Consider the following 18,748-nt stretch of genomic DNA (forward strand, 5'->3'; position numbering starts at 1 on the left):
AGGAGAGCACCATGCCTGAGACCCTCGACCCCATCCTCGACCTCACCGCCGGCATCGTGGCGGCCTACGTCGGCCGCCAGGCCGTGGCACCCGAGACGCTGCCTGGGCTGATGCGCACGGTCCGCGACGGGCTGGTGGCACTGCAGGGGCTGCCCGTGACGATCGCCGTCCCGACCCCGCACGAGGCGGCGATCGACCGCCCGACGCCTGCTCAGATCCGCAAGTCGATCCAGCAGGACGGCATCGTCAGCTTCATCGACGGCCGGTCCTACAAGACGATCCGGAGGCATCTCACCGCCCACGGCCTCACGCCGGCGACGTACTGCGAGCGATACGGCCTGCCGGCGGACTACCCGATGATCGCGCCGAGCTACGCCGCGCAGCGCTCGAAGATCGCGAAGGCGATCGGGCTGGGCGTGCCGGGGGCACAGGCGAAGCGGCGGGCGGCGGTGGGGGCGGGCTGACGTCTTAGCCTCAGAGTTCCAAAGGACGTCAGGCCGTATGCCGCCCGTTTTGCAGGAACCCAGACAAGCTGACAGCAGACCAACATTTAGTTTTCATTAACCATACCAAAACTGGGAAGCGCACCTAATGCTTCAATATGATCGTCTAAATAACGGCAACAACCTGGAATTAATATTGTAACGCCAACGTGATCCCGCACCGTCTGCGCTCGCTGGTGAATGGTGGGACGCGCGTTGGGAGATCTCACATGCGTGGAAGCCTGTCGCGCTGGCTTCGTCCCTTCGCTGATGATCAAAGCGGCAACGTCGTGATGATCTTCGGGCTCAGCCTGCCGCTGCTCCTGGGCGCGGGCGGCCTCGTCATCGACTACGGCAATGCCGTGCGCATCCGGGCGGTCGAGTCCAGCATCGCCGATGCAACCGCGCTGCTCGTCGCCAACGCGGACACAGTCGCAGCAGCCACCGAGGGGCTACGTCTCGCAAGTGCTCAGCTCACCTCTCGCTTGGGCACCGCTGGCACGACCGGCGGGTATCAGGTGAACGGAAGCTGGATCGATGGCGCAAACTACCGGGTGACAATTTCGACGACAGTCAAGACGAACTTGCTCCATCTCCTGCCAGGCATGCCCCGACAACTCGTCGTCGGCACCGCGACCACCGTCAACCGAGTCGCGCCGGTCTACCAGACCAGTCCGCCGACTTTCAGCCAGCTGTCGCCCGAAGCAGCGGATTACAACCGCATCTACATGTACTGCTATTCGTCCGATCCCAAGCGTCAGGCAGAAGCCGATAAGGGCCGACGCGGCTTGGTCGCGATCGCCGACAACGGCACTCCTCCGACCGACTACTCGAAGGCCGCTCTACCCACCTGCGGCGCCAACGAGGCTCCGAGCTACATGCTGCACAACGTGCGCAACGCCCGAAGCAATAAATCGATCTGGAACGATCCAAGCCAGGAAACTTATGAATACTACACTGACACGACTATCGATACCGGGCTGCGGGTTCAGTCAATGAGCATGAAGGGCTATCGCGTTAATACGACCGGCAGCCTGACGACTGTGAACATGGTCTCGAACCCGATCTTGGAGACGATCGTCTGCGATAGCCTCAGCGCCTGCAAGAGCAAATCCGACGGTGGGATCCTGCCGAACAGCCACACGACCCACGATCCAGCGACGTCGACTGCGAGCTGCAGCGATGGCAAGTACATGTATTACGGTTGGGAGGACCGCCCACCCAACGCTGGCAGTGATCGGGATTACGACGACATCCGCGTTATCGTCTCATGCCCAACCTTGATCAAGGTAGCTGATAAGAAGCTCAGGATTGTTGAGTAATCCGAGTTCAATCGTTCATCTCTTCAACAGTATCATTCTGGGGCTGTAAATGCCATCCCGCTGCAGAGATCAGCTTCACTCGATCCGAGCGCGATTGCGTTTGGCAGCAAACCACCTCATCCGGAAGGAAGATGGTGCGGCCGCTGTCGAGTTTGCCCTGATCGCAACGCCGTTCCTGAGTCTGCTTGCGGTGATCCTCCAAACCGCCCTGCTGGTCTGGACGGCGCGAAACCTCGATGATGCTCTCCAGCGCGCCGGCCGAAAAATCTACACGGGTCAATTCCAGAAGGCGAATACAGGCCAGACGGACAGCAGCAAACTGCTCTCCGCAATGAAAGCGTCCATGTGCGGCACCAACACTGCACAGGTCGCGACGGCATTCGATTGCAGTTCACTCAAGCTCAACATCGCGTTGAGTACTTCCTTCGCGGCCGGCAGCGTGCCGACACCGCTCGATACGATGACGAAAGATTGGTCCACCGGTTTCGGGACCAGCTACGCTTGCGCGCAGCCGGGAGCGATCGTTGTCTTCACCGCCGCAGTCAAATACCGCGTCGCTTTTAGCTTCCTCTATGCCGGTCTGCCCGGCTTCGGTGATGGGGCGCGGCTACTTCAGTCGACGGCCGTTTTTCGTACGGAACCCTATGACACCTCGTCGGGACAGGGGTGCTGACCCATGAGATGGCCAATGCCCGACAGGATCCGTTACATCCGCAGGTTGTCCGACCTGCGTGACGACACCTACGGTGTCTCAGCCATCGAGTTCGCGCTAATCCTGCCGGTAATGCTGACGCTATTGTTTGGCATCACGGAATTTGGCCGCGCGTTCGATCACTATCGTAAAGTGACACTTCTGGCGCGTACTTTAGCGGACATCACCTCCCAGGGAGACACGCAGACACCGATGGCGGCGGCGACGTTGAGCGACATCTTCGCGTCAGCCAAACTTGTTCTGACGCCCTATCCGAACAGCACAGCTCAGATCGTGATCAGCGCGCTCGGCGTCGCAGCGGACGGTTCAGGGCAGCTGCCTCGAGTGTGCTCCAGTTACGCGACGAGCAACGGCACAGCACGGGCCGTCGGCGCGGCAACAGATCTGAAGGTGCCGGAGGGCTTCCAGCTCGCCGGAATGCGCTACGTCTTGGCCGAAGTGAGCGTGCCGTATCCAGCTTTATTCGGAAGCAATATTATGCGGCTTGTGGGTGGCGCCAATAACCAGTTCACGTTCAAAGCCAGCGTCCCCTGGCCGACCCGCGGCGGTCAAGCGGTAAAATCCACCTACAATGAAATCGTTTTACCCAATGGCAAGGCGTGCTCCTGATCCAACTTGCGATGCCCGAAATGATGCAAATCGAGCTTTAGGTATCCATCACCTTGTCTCAATCGACGCGTGCTGCAGCGATTATTCTGGCATTGTGTTCGAGCTTCGATTGAGCCGTGCGGCAACACTGAACGCGCATGAGCGGTATCCTGGCAACCGCGCTTGATCCAAGAACATGCAAGGAACGACCGGCGGCGCTTTCGGCCGCTCCACCGCGATTGATGCTCGCCCGCCCAGAAGGTCTCGAGCCCTTTCGTGAGCACGCGTCCTGCGCCGACGTCGGGCGCCGGCTGATAACGGCGTTCCGGGCGATGCCGTGCATCGCAATCTATGCGCCGCGCGGTTGGGCCCTCAAACGACATCGAATGGCACCAGTCGCGCTGTACAGTAGACGCGGACGGCAGCGTCGTGTGGATGCGATGAGGGGCCGATGGCCAAAGGCACACAACTGGAACGACAGATGGGTGATCGCGGTCCGACGCAGAAGGGAGCGAAGAAATTGAACTACGGCAGGCTCGGCCTCATCGGCATCGCGGGCCTCGTCGCCCTCTCCATCGTCGGCGGCTCGTTCTATACGGTCGACCAGCGCGAGCGCGTGGTGCTGCTCACCAACGGCGCCGTGGTCGGCGAGGCCGATCCTGGCCTGCACTGGAAGCTGCCGTTCGTGCAGTCGGCCGTGTCGATCAGCGTCGAGTCCCACCGGGTCGAGTTCGACAAGATGGAGGCCTACTCCCGCGATCAGCAGCCGGCCGTGATGAAGCTGTCTGTGCTCTACCACGTGCCGACCGACCGGGTGTCCGAGGTCTACAGCCGGTTCACCTCGACCGCGAACCTCGAAGACCGCGTAGTCGAGCCCAAGGTGCTGGAGCAGTCCAAGAACGTGTTCGGCCAGTTCGATGCGGTCACGGCCGTCCAGGAGCGCGTGCGCCTCAACGCCCAGATGGCTAGCGCCATCCACGAGGCGATCGGCGGCATGAACGCGCCGATCGTGATCGAGGCCGTGCAGATCGAGGACATCCAGTTTTCGCCGGAGTACATGCGCTCGATCGAGCAGCGGATGCAGGCCTCCGTCGAGGTCGACCGGCTCAAGCAGAACGCTTTGCGCGAGAAGGTCCAGGCTGAGATCGTCGGCACGAAGGCCGGCGCGGAAGCGAACGCGATCCGCCAGCGTGCCCAGGCCGAGGCCGACGCGACCAAACTCCGGGGCGACGCGGAGGCCAGCGCAATCCGGGCCCGAGCTGAGGCGCTCGGTTCGAACCCGGGCCTGGTCGCGCTCACGCAGGCCGAGCGCTGGGACGGCAAGTTGCCGACCACGATGGTGCCGGGCGCCACGATGCCGATGATGAACGTTGGTAAGTGATCATGGCGACGTTCCAGAGCACCTACCTCGCCACAGCGTCGACCTTGACAAGCAGGGCGCTGACCACCGCCGGGCACGTATCGTCAGTTGCCTATGACGCAGCGTATAGCTGTCGCTAATTGCGATCTGCAAACACCTCTAAATAAGCGACGTTGCGTGGCTGATCGCGGAAGATCCTATAGGAAGCCTTTGGGAAAGCGGCATCAGCAAGTGTTTGCAGGTCTTGCTCGTTGCGATAGATCAAGCACCAATCCATGAAACCGGCCATAAACCCGCGACCATGACTGTCTCGAGTGAAATTCGCAACCGAAAGCACACCCCCCGGCTTGAGCCGACTGAACATCGCTTTCATGAGCGCGACTGCCGTCGTGTCTTGGAGATAGTCAAATAACCCAGCAGAATACACGAGGTCGTACTTTTTGTGAATTGATCGACCTTTTAGAAGGGAGGTAAAATTCTTGTTTTCTCCAAATATATTATATTCCTTGTATGTCGCTCGAGCTTCTGAAATTGAAGATACATCTTGGTCGAGCGCTGTAAATATGATGTTTGTATCAGAAGTTATCTCTCTCAATCGGTCGAGTTCCCGCATGTGGCCTGAGGCTACCGACAGAACCTCTGCGATTTCGCGAGAACGCATAAGGCTTCCTAATAGAGTGGCCAGATAGTCCCTGCGCCATAAGATGCTTTTTGCATTAGGCAACGTTGTCGTCGCCTCATGTATCAACCCTGCTAAGCCGTCCAGCGACGATCGAGCCGGCCTATAGATGTAATCCAACATTACGGCGTCGCCGGCATAACCGCGCGGCTTCTCGAATGCGCGCCGCGAATATGGATCCGTCAACAGAAGTTTTGACAGCGGATGGTCGAGGCAGGATGATTGGAAGGTCTTTAGGCATCCATCAGCGATCGCCTCATCGAACGATGTCCCGAGTTCTGTCGCGAGCCAATCTATGACTGCGAGCCTCGGCTCGGTCGACAGGCTTGTATGAGCCTCATTCAGAATGCTCTTCAAGCGATCCATGTCCCGCTCCGAAGGTTAACGCTTGTTAACCTCGGATAGTGGGTATCATAAAGGTTTTGTTAACCACAATGGTTGCTGTCGGAATACCAACCCATATCCGAGAGCATGGTTAATTTGCCTGCGGACGATCAGCCGAAGTGGCCTTTTTGACGGGCAAAGGTGCCATTTGCTGTAAGATTGACTGTGGCTTATTGCGAAGCCCTGCCGGTCTTCCGCACCCGAACTCAATTGATGGCGAAAGATCAGGTCTCGATCGCAGCGTCAAAATCCGCCCCAGCCAATAATAGGCTCTGAGCAGGTCGGCTTCTAGGCCGTCAACGAACCGTCAGTCTACAATCAAATCTGAGTGAAAGCAGTCTGCGAGGCTTGCATATTCTCCAATCAGCCGCGCTTTGTGGCCGTGAGATAGACCACCGTATCTAACGGATCGATCCGGACGTCGATGCTCGCTATGCTTTCCTGAGAAAGCTTAGATGTAAGTGCTAACATATCATTCTTTGTCCGATATATTAGCCTCCAATCCATGACGATATCCATGTAGCCCCTTTCCCTGATGCTCGGAAGGAAATTCGCGAAGGATATCGATCCCCCGGGATTAAGAGCTTCAAAAGCTACGGAGATGACCTTTCTGGCAACGCGATCATCGAGATAATCGAAAAGACCTGCCGCATATATGAAATCATAGGTCTCACGCCATGATCTATTGCGTATGAAATCTATAATTGATCTGTGCCGAATTTCCACATTTCTGCCAATCAGTGACCTTGTTGCCTCATTAACAGCTAACACGTCACTGTCTGCGCCAACAATTCTGATTGTATCCTCGGTAACCGCACGAGAGAACAACGCTTCTCGCAAATGCCCGCAGGCAAGCGCCAGAGCCTGCGCACGCCCACTCCGCTCAGAAGCGATCCGATCTAGGAATGCTCCGTAGTACCCTCTTCGGAAGCGGATAGCATCACAACTGGGCGATCGCATAAATGTTTCGAAAATGAAGCGGCCTTGTTCAGTGATTGTCTGGCGGCCAGCTCCGTGGCCATAGAACAAGTCGATTAGCGATGCATCGCCGGGAAAACCGCGCGGCTTGTTGAAGGCGTGATATGAATACGGGTCTTGCATTAGCAGCGCGAATGATTTGTGCGCTCTGACAATATCTTGTATGTCGGAGATATTTTTATTGCTTTGAAGGTTTGATCTAAAATCATTCATCTTATCAAGTAGTAAATAAAGTCGATTGCCATCTGATCCATTTATTGCATCATACACTTCGTCAAGAAGTGTAATCAATTCGAGATTATTGGTTTCACCCAAACTATGATGCGCTAATTCGTCCATGAACCATGCTCGACTCACCACTGCTTTAGCCGTAAGTCACATGAAGAGCGTCATTCGGCAAGCCGTTTGTAATTCAAAATTCAGTCACATGCAGCGACAATGGGACGGCTGCAGACGTTTAGGACTAAGCAACCTGCATCGGCGTCAATTCAGGATTGATGCGCAATAGCCGCAATGATCCCGAGACGGGTTATCCGCTTCAGGAGCAAGAACCAAGATTTTCTTGCTCCTATCGAACGCAGATATGTTCACACACGCCGCTCCGCGGCCAGTGCGGTCGAAGCAGCCTTGAACGCAACCTCCGGAAGCTCACCTGCAAGGGTCACGTCGTCCAGAACTTGCTAGGAACGACAAATGGCGCTTTGGGCCGCGCCACTTTCGATATCGTCGCCCTCACCGGCATTGTGTCGAGTGCTTGATCCAAACTTCGATGCAGTGAGCTATTCTGAGAGCGCTTCAGGCTGCCTGCTTCATCTCGTTCAAGAACAGCTGGAATGCCGCGGCGGGTAGCGGCCGGCTAACGTGATAGCCTTGAACTTGGCCGCAGTGTTCCGCAGCGACAAATGCGTACTGCTCGGCCGTCTCCACGCCCTCCACCGTCGTCGACATGCCTAGGCCTGCGCCCATGGTGATGATAGCCCGGACGATCGCTGCACTTTCGGCATCGCCTGGCAGCATGCGAACGAAAGAACGGTCGATCTTGATTTTGGAAAAGGGAAAACGGCGCAGATAGCTGAGTGATGAGTATCCCGTTCCAAAATCGTCCATCGCGAGACCGACGCCGATCGACCTGAGCCGTGTCAGCATCCCGAGGGTACGTTCCTCGTCGTCGAGGAGGACACCCTCTGTAATCTCGAGTTCGAGCCTTTCGGCCTCCAAACCTGTCGCTTTCAGGACGGCAAGGACGGTCTCCGGAAGCTTGTCGTCGCGAAATTGCACCGGCGAGAGGTTGACGGCGATTTTGATCGCTTGGGGCCATGAAACAGCTTGCGAGCATGCTGCGTGCAGCACCCAAGCCCCCATCTGCATGATGAGCCCGGTTTCCTCGGCGAGCGGGATGAAGTCCGCCGGGGGGATTAGTCCATTCTTAGGATGACGCCAGCGGATCAGCGCTTCCGCCGCAGTCACAAACCCGGTCTGCACGTCGACGAGGGGCTGGAAGTGCAGTTCGAACTCACCGTCGCTGAGAGCGCGGCGCATATCGACTTCCATCCGGCTGCGAACCTGGATCCGCTCGGCCATCGCCGGCTCGAACACCCGGAAGGTCGCCCTTCCCGCCGCCTTGGCCTTGTACAAGGCGAGGTCGGCGTTCCGCAGCAGATCCTCCAACCTGCTTTCACTGGTCAATGCGAGCGCGATGCCAACGCTCACGCCCACATGGACGAGGTGGGTATCGAGCAGAAAGACACGGTTGATCGTCTCCACGATGCGCGCTGCGACGCTTTGCGGCTCCTGGTCATCCGCGACACGCATGAGCAGGACGCCAAATTCATCGCCGCCTAGGCGCGCGAGAACGTTTCCTTCGCCGATGATGCCCTGCAGACGCGCGGAGACCTTGCGCAGTAGCTCATCCCCCATGGCATGGCCAAGCGTATCGTTGACGGTCTTGAAGCGATCGAGATCCAGCATCAACACCGCGAGACCACCGTCCTGCTCACGCAGAGCCGCGATATGATGGACCAGAAGATCGTCGAACCGAGCGCGGTTCGACAGGCCTGTCACGGCGTCGGTGAACGCGAGGGTGCGCAGGCGAGCTTCGGATTGGAGGCGCTCCCGTTGATCGCGGAAGGCGATGACCGTCTGACGCTTGTGGCCGAGGGAGATTTCCTTGCGTAGGACTCGGACTGGCACGCCCTCGCCGTCTGCACCGACGAGTTCAGCGTCGCGTTCAACTTGCTCCGGGAGGTCGTCAAGAACGAGGCCTGGCAAAAGGCGCGCGATGCTGCAACCGATCAGGTCCGCCTGTGTCATACCCGAGAGCTGCTCAAGGCTCCGGTTGGCGGTCGTGATCACGGCCGCGTCGCAAACCGCGAGCCCTTCCAGGGCGAGGCTGGCCAGTTCGCGCAATCTCTCGCGATCCCGGCGGAGTCGGGCCTTCGCATTGAGGGTCATGCGTAGGCCGACGAACGCCAAGACCAGGAGGCCCAACGAGACAGCCGCGATGATCGGCGCGATGGTCGATGGCGATATAGCGGAGTCCGGCAGCGCAACCTGTGGATCGTAGGTCAGGACCAGCGCGGTCATGCCGCCGAGGTGCAGGATCACGATCGAGCCGAGCAGAAGTGCCACAGCGCAGTGGCGCAACATGCGGCTGCGTTCGCCGGCGACGATCATCGCTAGAGATGACAGGGCGAGGCTGATGACGATGGACCCAATCACGAGGTCCATGTTCCATGTGGCGTACCCGGTTACGCGGTGGGACACCTGTCCAACATAGTGGAGGCCCGTGACTCCGAGACCCAGGATCGCGCCGGCAGCGGCGCGACGTGTCCGGCTGCGTCGGCCGATGACAAGGCCGACCCCTGCACCGATGCCAGCGACTACGATCAGGAGGGAGAGCGCCGCCAGGGTGGGTTCGAAACCGGCGTCCATGCCAGGTCTGAAGGCGAGGAGGGCAATCATATGTGTCGCCCAGGCCGTACATCCGGAAGCGACGATGCTGGCGACCGCCCATTTGCGCCGTACCGCGCCCTCAGAACGAGCTGCATGCGCCGCTATGGCGGAGGCCGCGTAGATGCCGATGGCGCAGACGGAAGCCGCAAGGAACAATAATGCTTCATCGTGACGCTCTGTAATGCATGTAAATATCGTATGCATATCGGCCTCGCTTCCGTCCCAATAGAAGCAACGGGCGTTAATATAATCCAAAGAAACGTTTTAATGTCTGCCAATGAACAAACGAAGGTCCAGTGGTCGGGGTAAAGCAGCATATGTTAGTCTATAAAATGCCAGTTCACCGCTGACGAGCGGCGCTAAGCAGGTGGAGAAGATCACACAGCATAAGCGTCATGACATTTGCTTCGCAGTCGGTCGGGCCCCACGACTCGCCCGATCGGAGGTGACTGCCTCGATCAACGTGGCCGCGGAGCGACGGCAGACCTCCTTGGAACTTGCTGGGAACAACAAGCGGCGCATTGGGCCGCGCCACCGCGTTCGATGCTCGTCCGAGCAGAAGGACTCGATCCTATTCGTGAGCCCTGTGCTGGAGTTCGCAGTGAGCAATTTCAGTCGGTCCGCTCCAGAGCAGCTGAGGCTTCTGAGCGAACATCCGTAGCTCCAGTCCAAGCCGCGGTACGGATCTTCTCAGCGCGCCGTCAGCTCGGCAACGTCGCTGGGGGCAGCGATGGATCGTAGGCCGTCGCCACCGGCTGGAACGCCCGCACGAGGTCGCCGTCGAGACGATCTGTCATGCCGCTTAGGATACTGAAGGCCTTCGCGCCGGCCAGCGGAGCGCGGTAGGGACGGCGCTCGATCAGCGCACCGTAGACGTCGCAGACCGTGACCAACCGTACGAGGTCGGGGATCTCGCAGCCTTTGAGACGATCCGGGTAGCCGGTGCCGTCGAGCATCTCATGGTGTGAGCGCACCACCGTCAGCATCGTTTCCTCAAAGCCCCGGCCGACGAGCATCGCGTGGCCGTGGCTGGGATGCGTCCGCATGATCCGCATCTCGGCCGCATTCAAAGGGCCGGGCTTGTTCAGGATCGCGGGCGGGACGGCGATCTTGCCGACGTCGTGGAGCAGCGCGGCTTTCGCCAAGCTGTGGCGGTCCGGCGCGCCCAGGCCCAGTGACCCGGCGAACGCGACGGCGAGGCCAGCGACGAGCAGGCAGTGCTGGTGCGTGGCGTCTTCGAAGCGCCGGACCGCACGGATCCAATTCCGGATCCCGCTCTCGCGCACCGCTCCCGACACGATCTCTGTGCCGGTGTCGATGATCGCCGAGGACAGATCCCGGCCGGGCACGAACGTCTCGCGCAGGAACTGCCGCGCTTGATCGGCCTGCCGCCTCGTCTTCGACGGCGTAGCCTCGGTTTGCTCCTGCAGGCAGGCCAGCGCCTCATCGAGCAGACGCATGGCGGCCGCGCCGCTCAAGGTCCCTGACGCGCCGAGCAGATCGGCTTGGATGTGCGTGCGGGCCGAGTTGTCGTGCAACAGGAAGAGAAAGGGCGTGCCGGAGCTGCGGACGTGGGGGAGCACGCCGCGCAGGCGCAGGATCGCCTCGGACGTGAGATCCTTCACGTCGCTGATGATCAGTTCGGCTCTCGGCGGCGGCGCGTCGTCGTAGAGGTCGTGGATGCGGCAGGTCCGGAAGGCGCCAAGATGACGGGCGAGGCGCTCCGTTCGGCTCAGGTCGTCGCTGATCAGCAGTAACTCACTCATGGCGCGAACGTGATCGTCTCCCCGCGAGCCCCCTTGCGATAGTCCCAGTCCGATAGTGTCGGCGTGTGCTCAACCGACCGCGCGGGCCGCTTCGCGAACTTGGCGCGTCGCGAGATCGACCTGCTCGCTCGCCCTGGCGATCGCCTCCATGCCGCCGGCGATCGTCGCCACCCCGTGCGCGGCCGTGTGCATGCTGCCCGACATCTCGCGCGTGACGGCCGACTGCTCCTCGACCGCCGCCGCGATCGCGGCCGAGACCTCGTCCAGCGCTCGGATCGTGCCCTGGATCGAGCCGATCGCGCCGACAGCCTCGCGCGTGGCCCCCTGCGTCGCAGTGATTTGCACCCGGATCTGGTCCGTCGCTTTGGCCGTCTGCTCGGCCAGGGCCTTCACCTCAGAAGCCACCACCGCGAAGCCCTTGCCGGCGGCGCCCGCGCGGGCCGCCTCAATGGTGGCATTGAGCGCCAGCAGATTGGTTTGAGAGGCGATCCCCTGGATCATCGTCACCACTTCGCCGATCTGCGCCGCCTGCCCGCTCAGGCCCTCGACGATGCTGCTCGTGTGCCGGGCCTGTTCCACGGCCTCGCCGGCCATGCGCGCGGCGTGACTGACCTGCTGACTGATCTCGCCGACCGAGGCCGACAGCTCCTCCGCGCCCGAGGCCACAGACTGGATGTCGTTCGAGACTTGGCCCACCGTGCCGACGGCCTCGGCCGTCTGCCGTGTGACATCCTCGACCGCGGTACCGATCGCGTCGAGATCGGCGCCGATTGATCGCTGAGCATCGACCCGACGCTGGCGCTCGTGCACTTGCGCGGTGATGTTGGCGGCGAACTTCACCACCTTGAACACCCTTCCGTCCGCGTCGGTGATGGGGTTGTAGGTGGCCTGGATCCAGACCTCACGGCCGTCCCGGGTGATGCGCCGGAACTCGCCGGCCGCGAACTGACCCCGCGCGAGATCGGCCCAGAACCCACGATACTCCGAACCAGCCTGTTCAGCGCCGTCCACGAACAGGCTGTGATGCCGGCCGCGGATCTCGTCGAGGCGGTAGCCGACGGCGTCGAGGAAGTTCTGGTTGGCGTCGAGGATCGTGCCGGTCGGATCGAACGCGATCACCGCCTGCGAGCGGTGCAGGGCTGCGATCTGGCCGTCGCTGTCCAGCGCCCGCAGTTTCTGCGCGGTGACGTCGGTGGCGACCTTGACCACTTTCACGACATGGCCGGCACGATCGCGCACTGGGTTGTAGCTCGCCTGAAGCCACACGGTCCGGCCGCCTTTGGCGACGCGCTTGAACTCGGCGGTTTGGAACGTGCCTTGTCGCAGGGCGTCCCAGAATGCGCCGTACTCGATGCTGGCGCGCTGCTCCGCCTCGACGAACATCGCGTGGTGCTGCCCCCGCACCTCGGGCAGGGTGTAGCCCATCGCGGTCAGGAAGTTGGTGTTAGCTGTCAGGATAGTGCCGTCGGTCAGGAACTCCACAATGGCCTGCGAGCGCTCCATAGCCTCGAACTTGGCCGCGAGGTCGGCATGCTTTCCCGTCCCACCGAACATGGCTTTTCTCTCTCGGGCGCGCTGAGATCGCTGGACGACGGATCGAGCTTCCACGACCGGCGAGGCATCACGCTTGCGGGCCGCGTTGCCATAAAGGCTCTTGATCACAAGCTGCGCGATAAGCGTTACTTGCTGCTTAATCACAGCACGAAGCCGCATCTAAAATCACGAATGTAACTCAAGTTACATTTCAAACACTGCTATTACCAAGTCCTCAGCGGCTATCGATAGGGCTCATGCGTGCTCGAATACGGCGAGCGCGCGGAGCAGCCCGGTTAATAGAGTCTTGCTTTCAAAGGCGGGCTCGTAGCGGCCAGCGCCGTTGACGGCGGGGCGGCCGATCCGGCGGAGCACCTCGCGCTCGAACGAGACGAAGTTCTCGATGCGCCCGTCGGCCGCGCGCAGGGGGCGGCAATCGATCTCGGCGCGGTACTTGGCGCCGTCGGCGCGGTAGTTGGTCAGATAGCCATGGAAGCGCTCACCCGACGCCAGGGCGCGGTGAAAGGCATCGAGTGTCGCGCGACGTGTCTCTCTGCCCTGCATGAAGCGCGGGCTGCGGCCGATGACGTCGGGCAGATCGCGACCAACTAGGTGCCCAAAGGCGGGATTGGCGTAGAGGATGGTCGGGCCTGGTGCGTCGACCACTGCGTCAGTGACGAGGACGCCGATATCGGCATCTTGCGCCAGGGCGCGGATGAGTTCGAAGGCTGTCATGACGCCATAACGCTACAGTCGTGCTAGCCCTAGTAGATCCATCGCACGCATAGCCGTTGAGCGGAATGCGCGCTAACCTCAACGCAGGCACGACGCATCGCTAATCGCCCGGGTGGTATCGAGACTTTCATAACCCCATCAGAGGGTAGGCGCCCACGCCAACGGCCGGCGTTTGGTCGCCTTCTGGAAGCCCTAACGATCATCGTCATGCCCGCCTCGGGTCGCAAGCGGCCCCGGCGTGACATTTAGCTGTGGGGCGAGGCTAATTACGGATCTTTCGCGGCGCTGAAGCCACCTCGCTGGAGGCTTGCTTCAAACCCTCTACCTGGCGGCATCCCGGCAACGGTCAGGCCGCCTGAAACATGGTAGGAACTGAATGCGGCAGTTTGGGCCGCGTCTCCGCGCTCGATGCCGCTTCGCCAGGAAGGCCCGCCGCTCCACCCCGCCCTCGGCCACACACCCAGCTGGACGAGCGGAGACGTGTTGCTCTGGATGAAGCGGGCGATGCACACGGATCCGCGCGTGCGCGGTCCCGCGGAGATCCGGCCCGTCATGTGGCCGAACGATTACCTCGACATCCTCGACCCGCTCTGGGCCCGCAAACGGGATATTCTACTGGCCTGGGCCAGGTGCCGAGCTGCCAAGGAAAGCTTCCAGGAGTTCATCCGCGGACGCGGCTGGGGTTCGGCGGCGACGATCTACCGGCTTCGTGATGAAGCCGCCGAACAGATCGCTGATGGGATCAACGCGGCGATCGTGCGCAGCCTCGCCGGTAAGAATTGAGCTTGACACTGAGAAAACCAGCACCGGATCAACGGTGCGTTGCTGCTTCGTTTTTGAACCGGCACAGCATTGGGGACCGCCGTGCCGGCAACGACGCAGAGGACCGCCCAGAGCGCAGGCAAGCGCCGTAAGATGACGATTGAGGACGCCCTGCGCTGGGCGATCCGCGACGAACTGCCGAAGCGCCGCCAGGACGCCCCAATCCGCGGGCCGCAGTGCGCGTCGGACCCGGTCTGGCGCATGGTGGCCATGGGCGGTCCGGTCGACAACTGGTCCCGCGAACCCGGCATGCCGCCGGCGATGGGCGACCCGCATCCCGACGCGATCACGATCGAGGCGCACCTTCAGGTCCTCAGCGAGACGCTGAAGCGGGCGGCTGTCGGATCCGCGGTCTGCCCGCTCGATCTCTCACCCTATCCCATCCAGGTCGCGCTGCGTGGCAAGGCCAGCCTCGAGGTAATGATCTCCGCCGCGATGGACGCCACGCCCTCCTGGCTCGTGACCGGCGCGATCCGCAGGCCTCCCGAGATCGCCGGCGGCATTGAGGTCGAGCCGGTGAAATCGACGAACGGCAAGATCACCCTCTGGCGGACCGTGCGCACGCCCTGCGGGGAAGGACCCGACGGCCAACCGTGGTTCACCAGCCACGATGAGATTGCGACGTCCAAGGGCGACAGCCGCGACGCCGGCCTGTTCTGCAAGCTGAATTACACTCGCACCGGCATCGAGGTCCTGGAGGAGCAGCTGCGCTACGGTTACTGGCACGCCGCGCTCGTCTACCTCGTGCCAGCGCTTCAGTTCCTCACCAGCATCGAGGTCTTGCCGCCGAAGGCGCCGATCGCGCCGTGGCTGGAGCCGGAGGAAGAGGGGCGCGCCCCGCTGCCGAACCTGCGCCCACGCCGTCACATCGAAAGGGATCGCCGAGTTGCCGGGCGCCGTGCTGCGCCGCTGCGCGCCTCGCCGGTTCGGAAGATCGACCCGCGGGACTGGACGCTGCAGAGGGAGTGGCGCGCCTAATCAAGCCAAAAATCAAATTAGGCATTTGACTACTGCTTAGGCGTCTGCTGTCTTGAACCGACTATAAGTCCGGTTCGAGTGGATGCCGCGATTATGGCTATCTTCCAAGGTACGCTTGAAGAATACATGAGGCATGTTGGCCCACGTATTAGAAATAAGGTGCAATCGTATGCTCGCTCCGAACGATCCCGTAAAAAAGGAGTTTGCGACGCGTGTGGCAAGGGCGACCTTAAACTTGAGGCTGCTCACTTAATGAATTTAGGACGTTCGATCTTCATTAAAATGGCTCTTGCGCCCTACTCAGACTGTTACGGTGTTATAACTTGCGATTTAGAGGCCGCCGAAGATCGGATCATGGAACTCCATGATCGACACGGTGGGCTTGCCGGTGCATTCCGATACCTCTGTTCATCATGTCACTCTGAGTACGATAAGGTGCGGCCGGCACCCTTTTTGGGAGCCTGAGGCATCCTGGAAGTGGCAATCGAGCTTGACCGGGAGAACAGCTTGCGTTAGTTCGGACCCTGCAGAGATTTAGAAGGCCCTGGCGGACCCCCGCCGGGGCCTTCGTCGTTCCGGGCCTTGTCCGGACGAGTGGTGCGGCGGCGCTGACGTCGCAGAAGCCCGGGCCCGGCACCGCGCCGGCTCGGTGGATGTCCCGCAAGAGGCTCCACGTCGGCGTTGCGCCCCGGCCCGCACCTTCCCCCTTCGCCCGATCGCGACCCGCTTCACTCCCTCAGATCTTGGTGTGACGCGACGGGCGAACTCTATATGGTCAGAGCCATGCCGGATCCGCTGCCGTGACAGAGCGCGAGATCGCCGAGCGCCTCAGGCTGCTCTGCACCCAGGCCGACCGGCTGAAGATGCCGAGCCATCGGCACAGCGCCGAGTCGTTCATGGTCGACCGCGACGAGATCCGCGACGGCCTGCGGCGCTTCTATCGCGAGCTCACCGGCCACTGGCCCGGCCAGGAGCCCTCCGGCCCGCCACGCCGCGCGCCGGCGCCGATCCCGGCCGCCGTCCTACGCCACCGAGAGCGCGTTCGGAGCGCCGCGAAGTCGGCGTGATCGGTAGCAGCGGACCGGGCTATGCTGAGGGGCATGAACGCCCGGCCCGCCGGCTTCACGGGGCTGCCTGAGCGGCCTCGATCCGCTCGAATACAGTATTTCGCCCGCGGGACCGTCACAACCGAGCCGCGACGATAGATCTCATGCCCCGCTTCGGCGGGGTTTTTCTTTGCGAGTATCCATGAATGCCGCCCAGCGCGCCGCGCTCCTCGACCTGTGCGTGGCGATCCTGCGCTGCGACTGCGCCATGCCGGACATGCGCTTCCGCGCCCGCAACCTGCAGATCTGGGTGAGCCTCGAAGGCTCGCTGGGCAGCATCTTCGCCTGAGGGCCGCGCTCGCATGAACCTCAGCGCCTCCGACCTCGTCGACCAGGCGGTCGAGCAGCTCGCTCCGATGGTCGGCACCTCAGCCGCCAGCCTGCGTGAGGCGGCCGACGCCTTCGACGCCTACGCGGCCAAGGCTCCGACCGCAATGCACGAGCGGATCGCCGCCGTCGTCAGCGAGGAGTGCCGCAACGCCGCTGACTGCATTCAGGTCCGCCGCGCCTTCCTCCAGGGCTTCCGATCGTGAGCCTCCTGGCACGCGTGGCCTTGCTGATCGGTCTGCGCCGCGCTGATCCTGCTCCAGCCCGCTCCTGGCGTGATCCGGCGCCGGCGCTCTGTGTCGGCCGTCCGGTGCACGCCGGCCGCGCTCTGTCCGTCGGCGAGGCCCCCTGACATGGACGGTCTCATCCTCGACGTTCCCGCCCCCGAGCACGTCGCGCCCTTTGTCCCGCCGGTCTGCCTGTCGCCGCTGACCACGCAGGTCCTGGCGATCGCGCTGGTACTGCTGCTCGGCGTCGTCCTGTTTCCGGGCAAGAGCTCACGGCGATGACGATCCGCGGCCTGCTGGCGCTTCTCATCCTGGAGATGGCGCTGGCGGTCGCGATCCTGCTCGGCGCCATGGAACTGGGCCACGCCGCCGTCCTCGGGTGGCGCATCGAGGTCCAGGCGTGCACCAAGGCCTGCCGGGTGATGCTCGGCCGCGAGCGGACCGAGAGCAAGTACGTCTGCATGACGCGCGCCGGCCGCATCGCCGAGTTCGCCGACCTCACCAAGCTGCTGCCGGCCGGAGCGCGGATCACCGCCCGCTGCCTGCCCGTCGAAGAGATGCCCGGCGCATGAACACGGTCTTCGCCCTAATCCTGGTGTGCGCTGCCTCGACCGCGCAGCCCGAGTGCACGCGCGAGACCGCGCTCAACGTCGCCACCATCAAGGTGCCGTCCGTCTTCGCCTGCCTGATGACCGGCCAGACGACGGTCGCCCGTGAAGAGCTGCTCGGCGATGGCCGCTACACCAAGGTGGTGTGCGGCGGACGGCCATGAGCTCGCGTCGCCGCCTCGCATGGTCGAACGAACTGAGCCGGATCCGGTCCGATCGCTCGACCCGCCCCGAGGTCCGTGAGGAGCGCCTTCGCGCGACCCGCTCGTCGGCTGTCGCCCTGTCCGCGTGGCGTGGTGTCTCCGGACGCCGCTACGTCGTCGCCGTCTTCACGCTCGACCAGGCCGTCTCATCCGACGCGCCCGGCGCCGTGTTCCTGGCGGTCCGCCGCGGTGATGACGGCCTCGCCCGCATCGTCGGCGCCGGACATCGCGGCGCGATGTGGGAGGCCCTGGACTGGGTCCGGGCCGACCGCGCCAACGAACTGCACCTCTACCAGCTCGCCGAGTCGGACGAGGAGCGCGATCGCATCGTCGAGGACCTGGTGGGCGACGATGTCCTCTGAACCGCGCCACCAGCTCGACCTCTGGTCCCTCCTCGACGTCTACCGCTGCACGGCGGAGATCTGGATCGAGGCCAACACCCAGCTGCCGTTCGCGATCGCGGACGCGTGGCTGAAGCTGATGCGGGCCTGACCGTGTTTCGGGCTTGGTACCGTTGCTTCGCGCTGGGCGTCGCCCTGGCGCTCACCGAGTCGACCTGATCAGTTACTTCGGGCCGCACCCGATGCAGATGCCTCTGGCGATCGTGTCCTGATTGAGCTGGTTCTGAGTGCGCCGACCGGGATCGTTCCGAGAGGTGGGGCTCGCGTTGCGGCTCGGTGGTTTGGTCTGCCCAAGCGCAGTCGTATCGCGGACCGGCGTGATGGACGCGCCGGTCGTCTGTGCCTGTGCGGCGCTGCCGCCGGCGAGGATGAGTGCGAACGCCGTGATGCGCAGGAAGGTCATGGGGCTCTCCAATCATCAGGGTAACCCCTGAGCCCCCACGGATTGCGTGCGGCCTCTTGACCGGGTGCAGGCCTGCGCCGTGAGCGAGGCGTCGTCACCCGATTTGACCAGGATTTGATCCTGTAATCCGCAGGCTGGAACGGGCGATTTCCAAGGTCTTAAAAGACCTTGGAATATTTCGC

Annotated in this window: 22 protein-coding genes; 15 read left to right on the forward strand and 7 right to left on the reverse strand. The window is 62.2% G+C overall.

All coding sequences use genetic code 11. The features are described 5' to 3' along the window. The first annotated feature begins 11 nt into the window (after positions 1-11). From ACLBX9_RS27595 to ACLBX9_RS27615, 5 genes are all read left to right on the forward strand, one after another. A complete protein-coding gene (locus ACLBX9_RS27595; RefSeq protein ID WP_447718774.1) occupies positions 12-464 on the forward strand; it encodes a MucR family transcriptional regulator in 453 nt (150 codons plus the stop codon). Between the two features lie 248 nt (positions 465-712). Continuing rightward, complete coding sequence (locus tag ACLBX9_RS27600) at positions 713-1,804, forward strand: hypothetical protein (protein ID WP_447718775.1); 1,092 nt, start codon at positions 713-715, stop codon at positions 1,802-1,804. Between the two features lie 100 nt (positions 1,805-1,904). Next, a complete protein-coding gene (locus ACLBX9_RS27605) occupies positions 1,905-2,477 on the forward strand; it encodes a TadE/TadG family type IV pilus assembly protein (protein ID WP_447718776.1) in 573 nt (190 codons plus the stop codon). Positions 2,478-2,492: 15 nt separating this feature from the next. Beyond that, positions 2,493-3,125 carry a TadE/TadG family type IV pilus assembly protein gene (locus tag ACLBX9_RS27610; RefSeq protein ID WP_447718777.1) on the forward strand — a complete coding sequence of 211 codons (633 nt, stop codon included), beginning with the start codon at positions 2,493-2,495 and terminating at the stop codon, positions 3,123-3,125. Positions 3,126-3,585: 460 nt separating this feature from the next. Continuing rightward, the gene (locus ACLBX9_RS27615; protein ID WP_447721169.1) at positions 3,586-4,485 is read left to right on the forward strand and encodes an SPFH domain-containing protein; all 900 of its coding nucleotides are present in this window, start codon (positions 3,586-3,588) and stop codon (positions 4,483-4,485) included. Between the two features lie 115 nt (positions 4,486-4,600). Here ACLBX9_RS27615 and ACLBX9_RS27620 read toward each other — a convergent pair whose 3' ends face one another. From ACLBX9_RS27620 to ACLBX9_RS27645, 6 genes are all read right to left on the reverse strand, one after another. Next, positions 4,601-5,509, reverse strand: coding sequence for a hypothetical protein (locus tag ACLBX9_RS27620; protein WP_447721115.1), 909 nt, complete (start codon positions 5,507-5,509; stop codon positions 4,601-4,603). Positions 5,510-5,890: 381 nt separating this feature from the next. Continuing rightward, the gene (locus ACLBX9_RS27625) at positions 5,891-6,844 is read right to left on the reverse strand and encodes a hypothetical protein (RefSeq protein WP_447721116.1); all 954 of its coding nucleotides are present in this window, start codon (positions 6,842-6,844) and stop codon (positions 5,891-5,893) included. Between the two features lie 456 nt (positions 6,845-7,300). Further along, complete coding sequence (locus tag ACLBX9_RS27630; RefSeq protein WP_447721117.1) at positions 7,301-9,661, reverse strand: bifunctional diguanylate cyclase/phosphodiesterase; 2,361 nt, start codon at positions 9,659-9,661, stop codon at positions 7,301-7,303. A 497-nt stretch (positions 9,662-10,158) separates the two neighbouring features. Next, positions 10,159-11,223: an HD-GYP domain-containing protein gene (locus ACLBX9_RS27635; protein ID WP_447721118.1), complete on the reverse strand. Its 1,065-nt coding sequence runs from the start codon at positions 11,221-11,223 to the stop codon at positions 10,159-10,161. Between the two features lie 69 nt (positions 11,224-11,292). Continuing rightward, positions 11,293-12,777 (reverse strand): methyl-accepting chemotaxis protein, encoded by a 1,485-nt coding sequence (locus ACLBX9_RS27640; protein WP_447721170.1) that lies wholly within the window; start codon positions 12,775-12,777, stop codon positions 11,293-11,295. A 234-nt stretch (positions 12,778-13,011) separates the two neighbouring features. Further along, the gene (locus ACLBX9_RS27645) at positions 13,012-13,491 is read right to left on the reverse strand and encodes a PAS domain-containing protein (protein ID WP_447721119.1); all 480 of its coding nucleotides are present in this window, start codon (positions 13,489-13,491) and stop codon (positions 13,012-13,014) included. Between the two features lie 480 nt (positions 13,492-13,971). Between ACLBX9_RS27645 and ACLBX9_RS27650 the strand changes: the two genes are divergently transcribed. The 10 genes from ACLBX9_RS27650 (at position 13,972) to ACLBX9_RS27695 (ending at position 18,254) form a co-directional block, all read left to right on the forward strand. Further along, the gene (locus ACLBX9_RS27650; RefSeq protein ID WP_447721120.1) at positions 13,972-14,274 is read left to right on the forward strand and encodes a hypothetical protein; all 303 of its coding nucleotides are present in this window, start codon (positions 13,972-13,974) and stop codon (positions 14,272-14,274) included. Positions 14,275-14,406: 132 nt separating this feature from the next. Next, positions 14,407-15,291: a hypothetical protein gene (locus tag ACLBX9_RS27655; protein ID WP_447721121.1), complete on the forward strand. Its 885-nt coding sequence runs from the start codon at positions 14,407-14,409 to the stop codon at positions 15,289-15,291. 800 nt (positions 15,292-16,091) lie between these two features. Further along, positions 16,092-16,358: a hypothetical protein gene (locus ACLBX9_RS27660; protein ID WP_447721122.1), complete on the forward strand. Its 267-nt coding sequence runs from the start codon at positions 16,092-16,094 to the stop codon at positions 16,356-16,358. Between the two features lie 181 nt (positions 16,359-16,539). After that, positions 16,540-16,686 carry a hypothetical protein gene (locus ACLBX9_RS27665; protein ID WP_447721123.1) on the forward strand — a complete coding sequence of 49 codons (147 nt, stop codon included), beginning with the start codon at positions 16,540-16,542 and terminating at the stop codon, positions 16,684-16,686. Positions 16,687-16,699: 13 nt separating this feature from the next. Continuing rightward, positions 16,700-16,930 (forward strand): hypothetical protein, encoded by a 231-nt coding sequence (locus ACLBX9_RS27670; RefSeq protein ID WP_447721124.1) that lies wholly within the window; start codon positions 16,700-16,702, stop codon positions 16,928-16,930. Positions 16,931-17,077: 147 nt separating this feature from the next. Continuing rightward, positions 17,078-17,233 carry a hypothetical protein gene (locus tag ACLBX9_RS27675; protein ID WP_447721125.1) on the forward strand — a complete coding sequence of 52 codons (156 nt, stop codon included), beginning with the start codon at positions 17,078-17,080 and terminating at the stop codon, positions 17,231-17,233. Next, positions 17,230-17,523: a hypothetical protein gene (locus ACLBX9_RS27680; RefSeq protein WP_447721126.1), complete on the forward strand. Its 294-nt coding sequence runs from the start codon at positions 17,230-17,232 to the stop codon at positions 17,521-17,523. Before ACLBX9_RS27675 ends, ACLBX9_RS27680 begins: the two co-directional genes overlap by 4 nt. After that, on the forward strand, positions 17,520-17,723 hold the full coding sequence (locus tag ACLBX9_RS27685; protein WP_447721127.1) for a hypothetical protein: 204 nt from the start codon (positions 17,520-17,522) through the stop codon (positions 17,721-17,723). Before ACLBX9_RS27680 ends, ACLBX9_RS27685 begins: the two co-directional genes overlap by 4 nt. After that, positions 17,720-18,124 (forward strand): hypothetical protein, encoded by a 405-nt coding sequence (locus ACLBX9_RS27690; RefSeq protein ID WP_447721128.1) that lies wholly within the window; start codon positions 17,720-17,722, stop codon positions 18,122-18,124. Before ACLBX9_RS27685 ends, ACLBX9_RS27690 begins: the two co-directional genes overlap by 4 nt. Further along, positions 18,114-18,254 carry a hypothetical protein gene (locus tag ACLBX9_RS27695; RefSeq protein ID WP_447721129.1) on the forward strand — a complete coding sequence of 47 codons (141 nt, stop codon included), beginning with the start codon at positions 18,114-18,116 and terminating at the stop codon, positions 18,252-18,254. Before ACLBX9_RS27690 ends, ACLBX9_RS27695 begins: the two co-directional genes overlap by 11 nt. A gap of 72 nt (positions 18,255-18,326) precedes the next feature. Here ACLBX9_RS27695 and ACLBX9_RS27700 read toward each other — a convergent pair whose 3' ends face one another. After that, a complete protein-coding gene (locus tag ACLBX9_RS27700) occupies positions 18,327-18,566 on the reverse strand; it encodes a hypothetical protein (RefSeq protein WP_447721130.1) in 240 nt (79 codons plus the stop codon). Between the last annotated feature and the right edge of the window lie 182 nt (positions 18,567-18,748).

The sequence above is a fragment of the Methylobacterium sp. A49B genome, assembly GCF_053346215.1.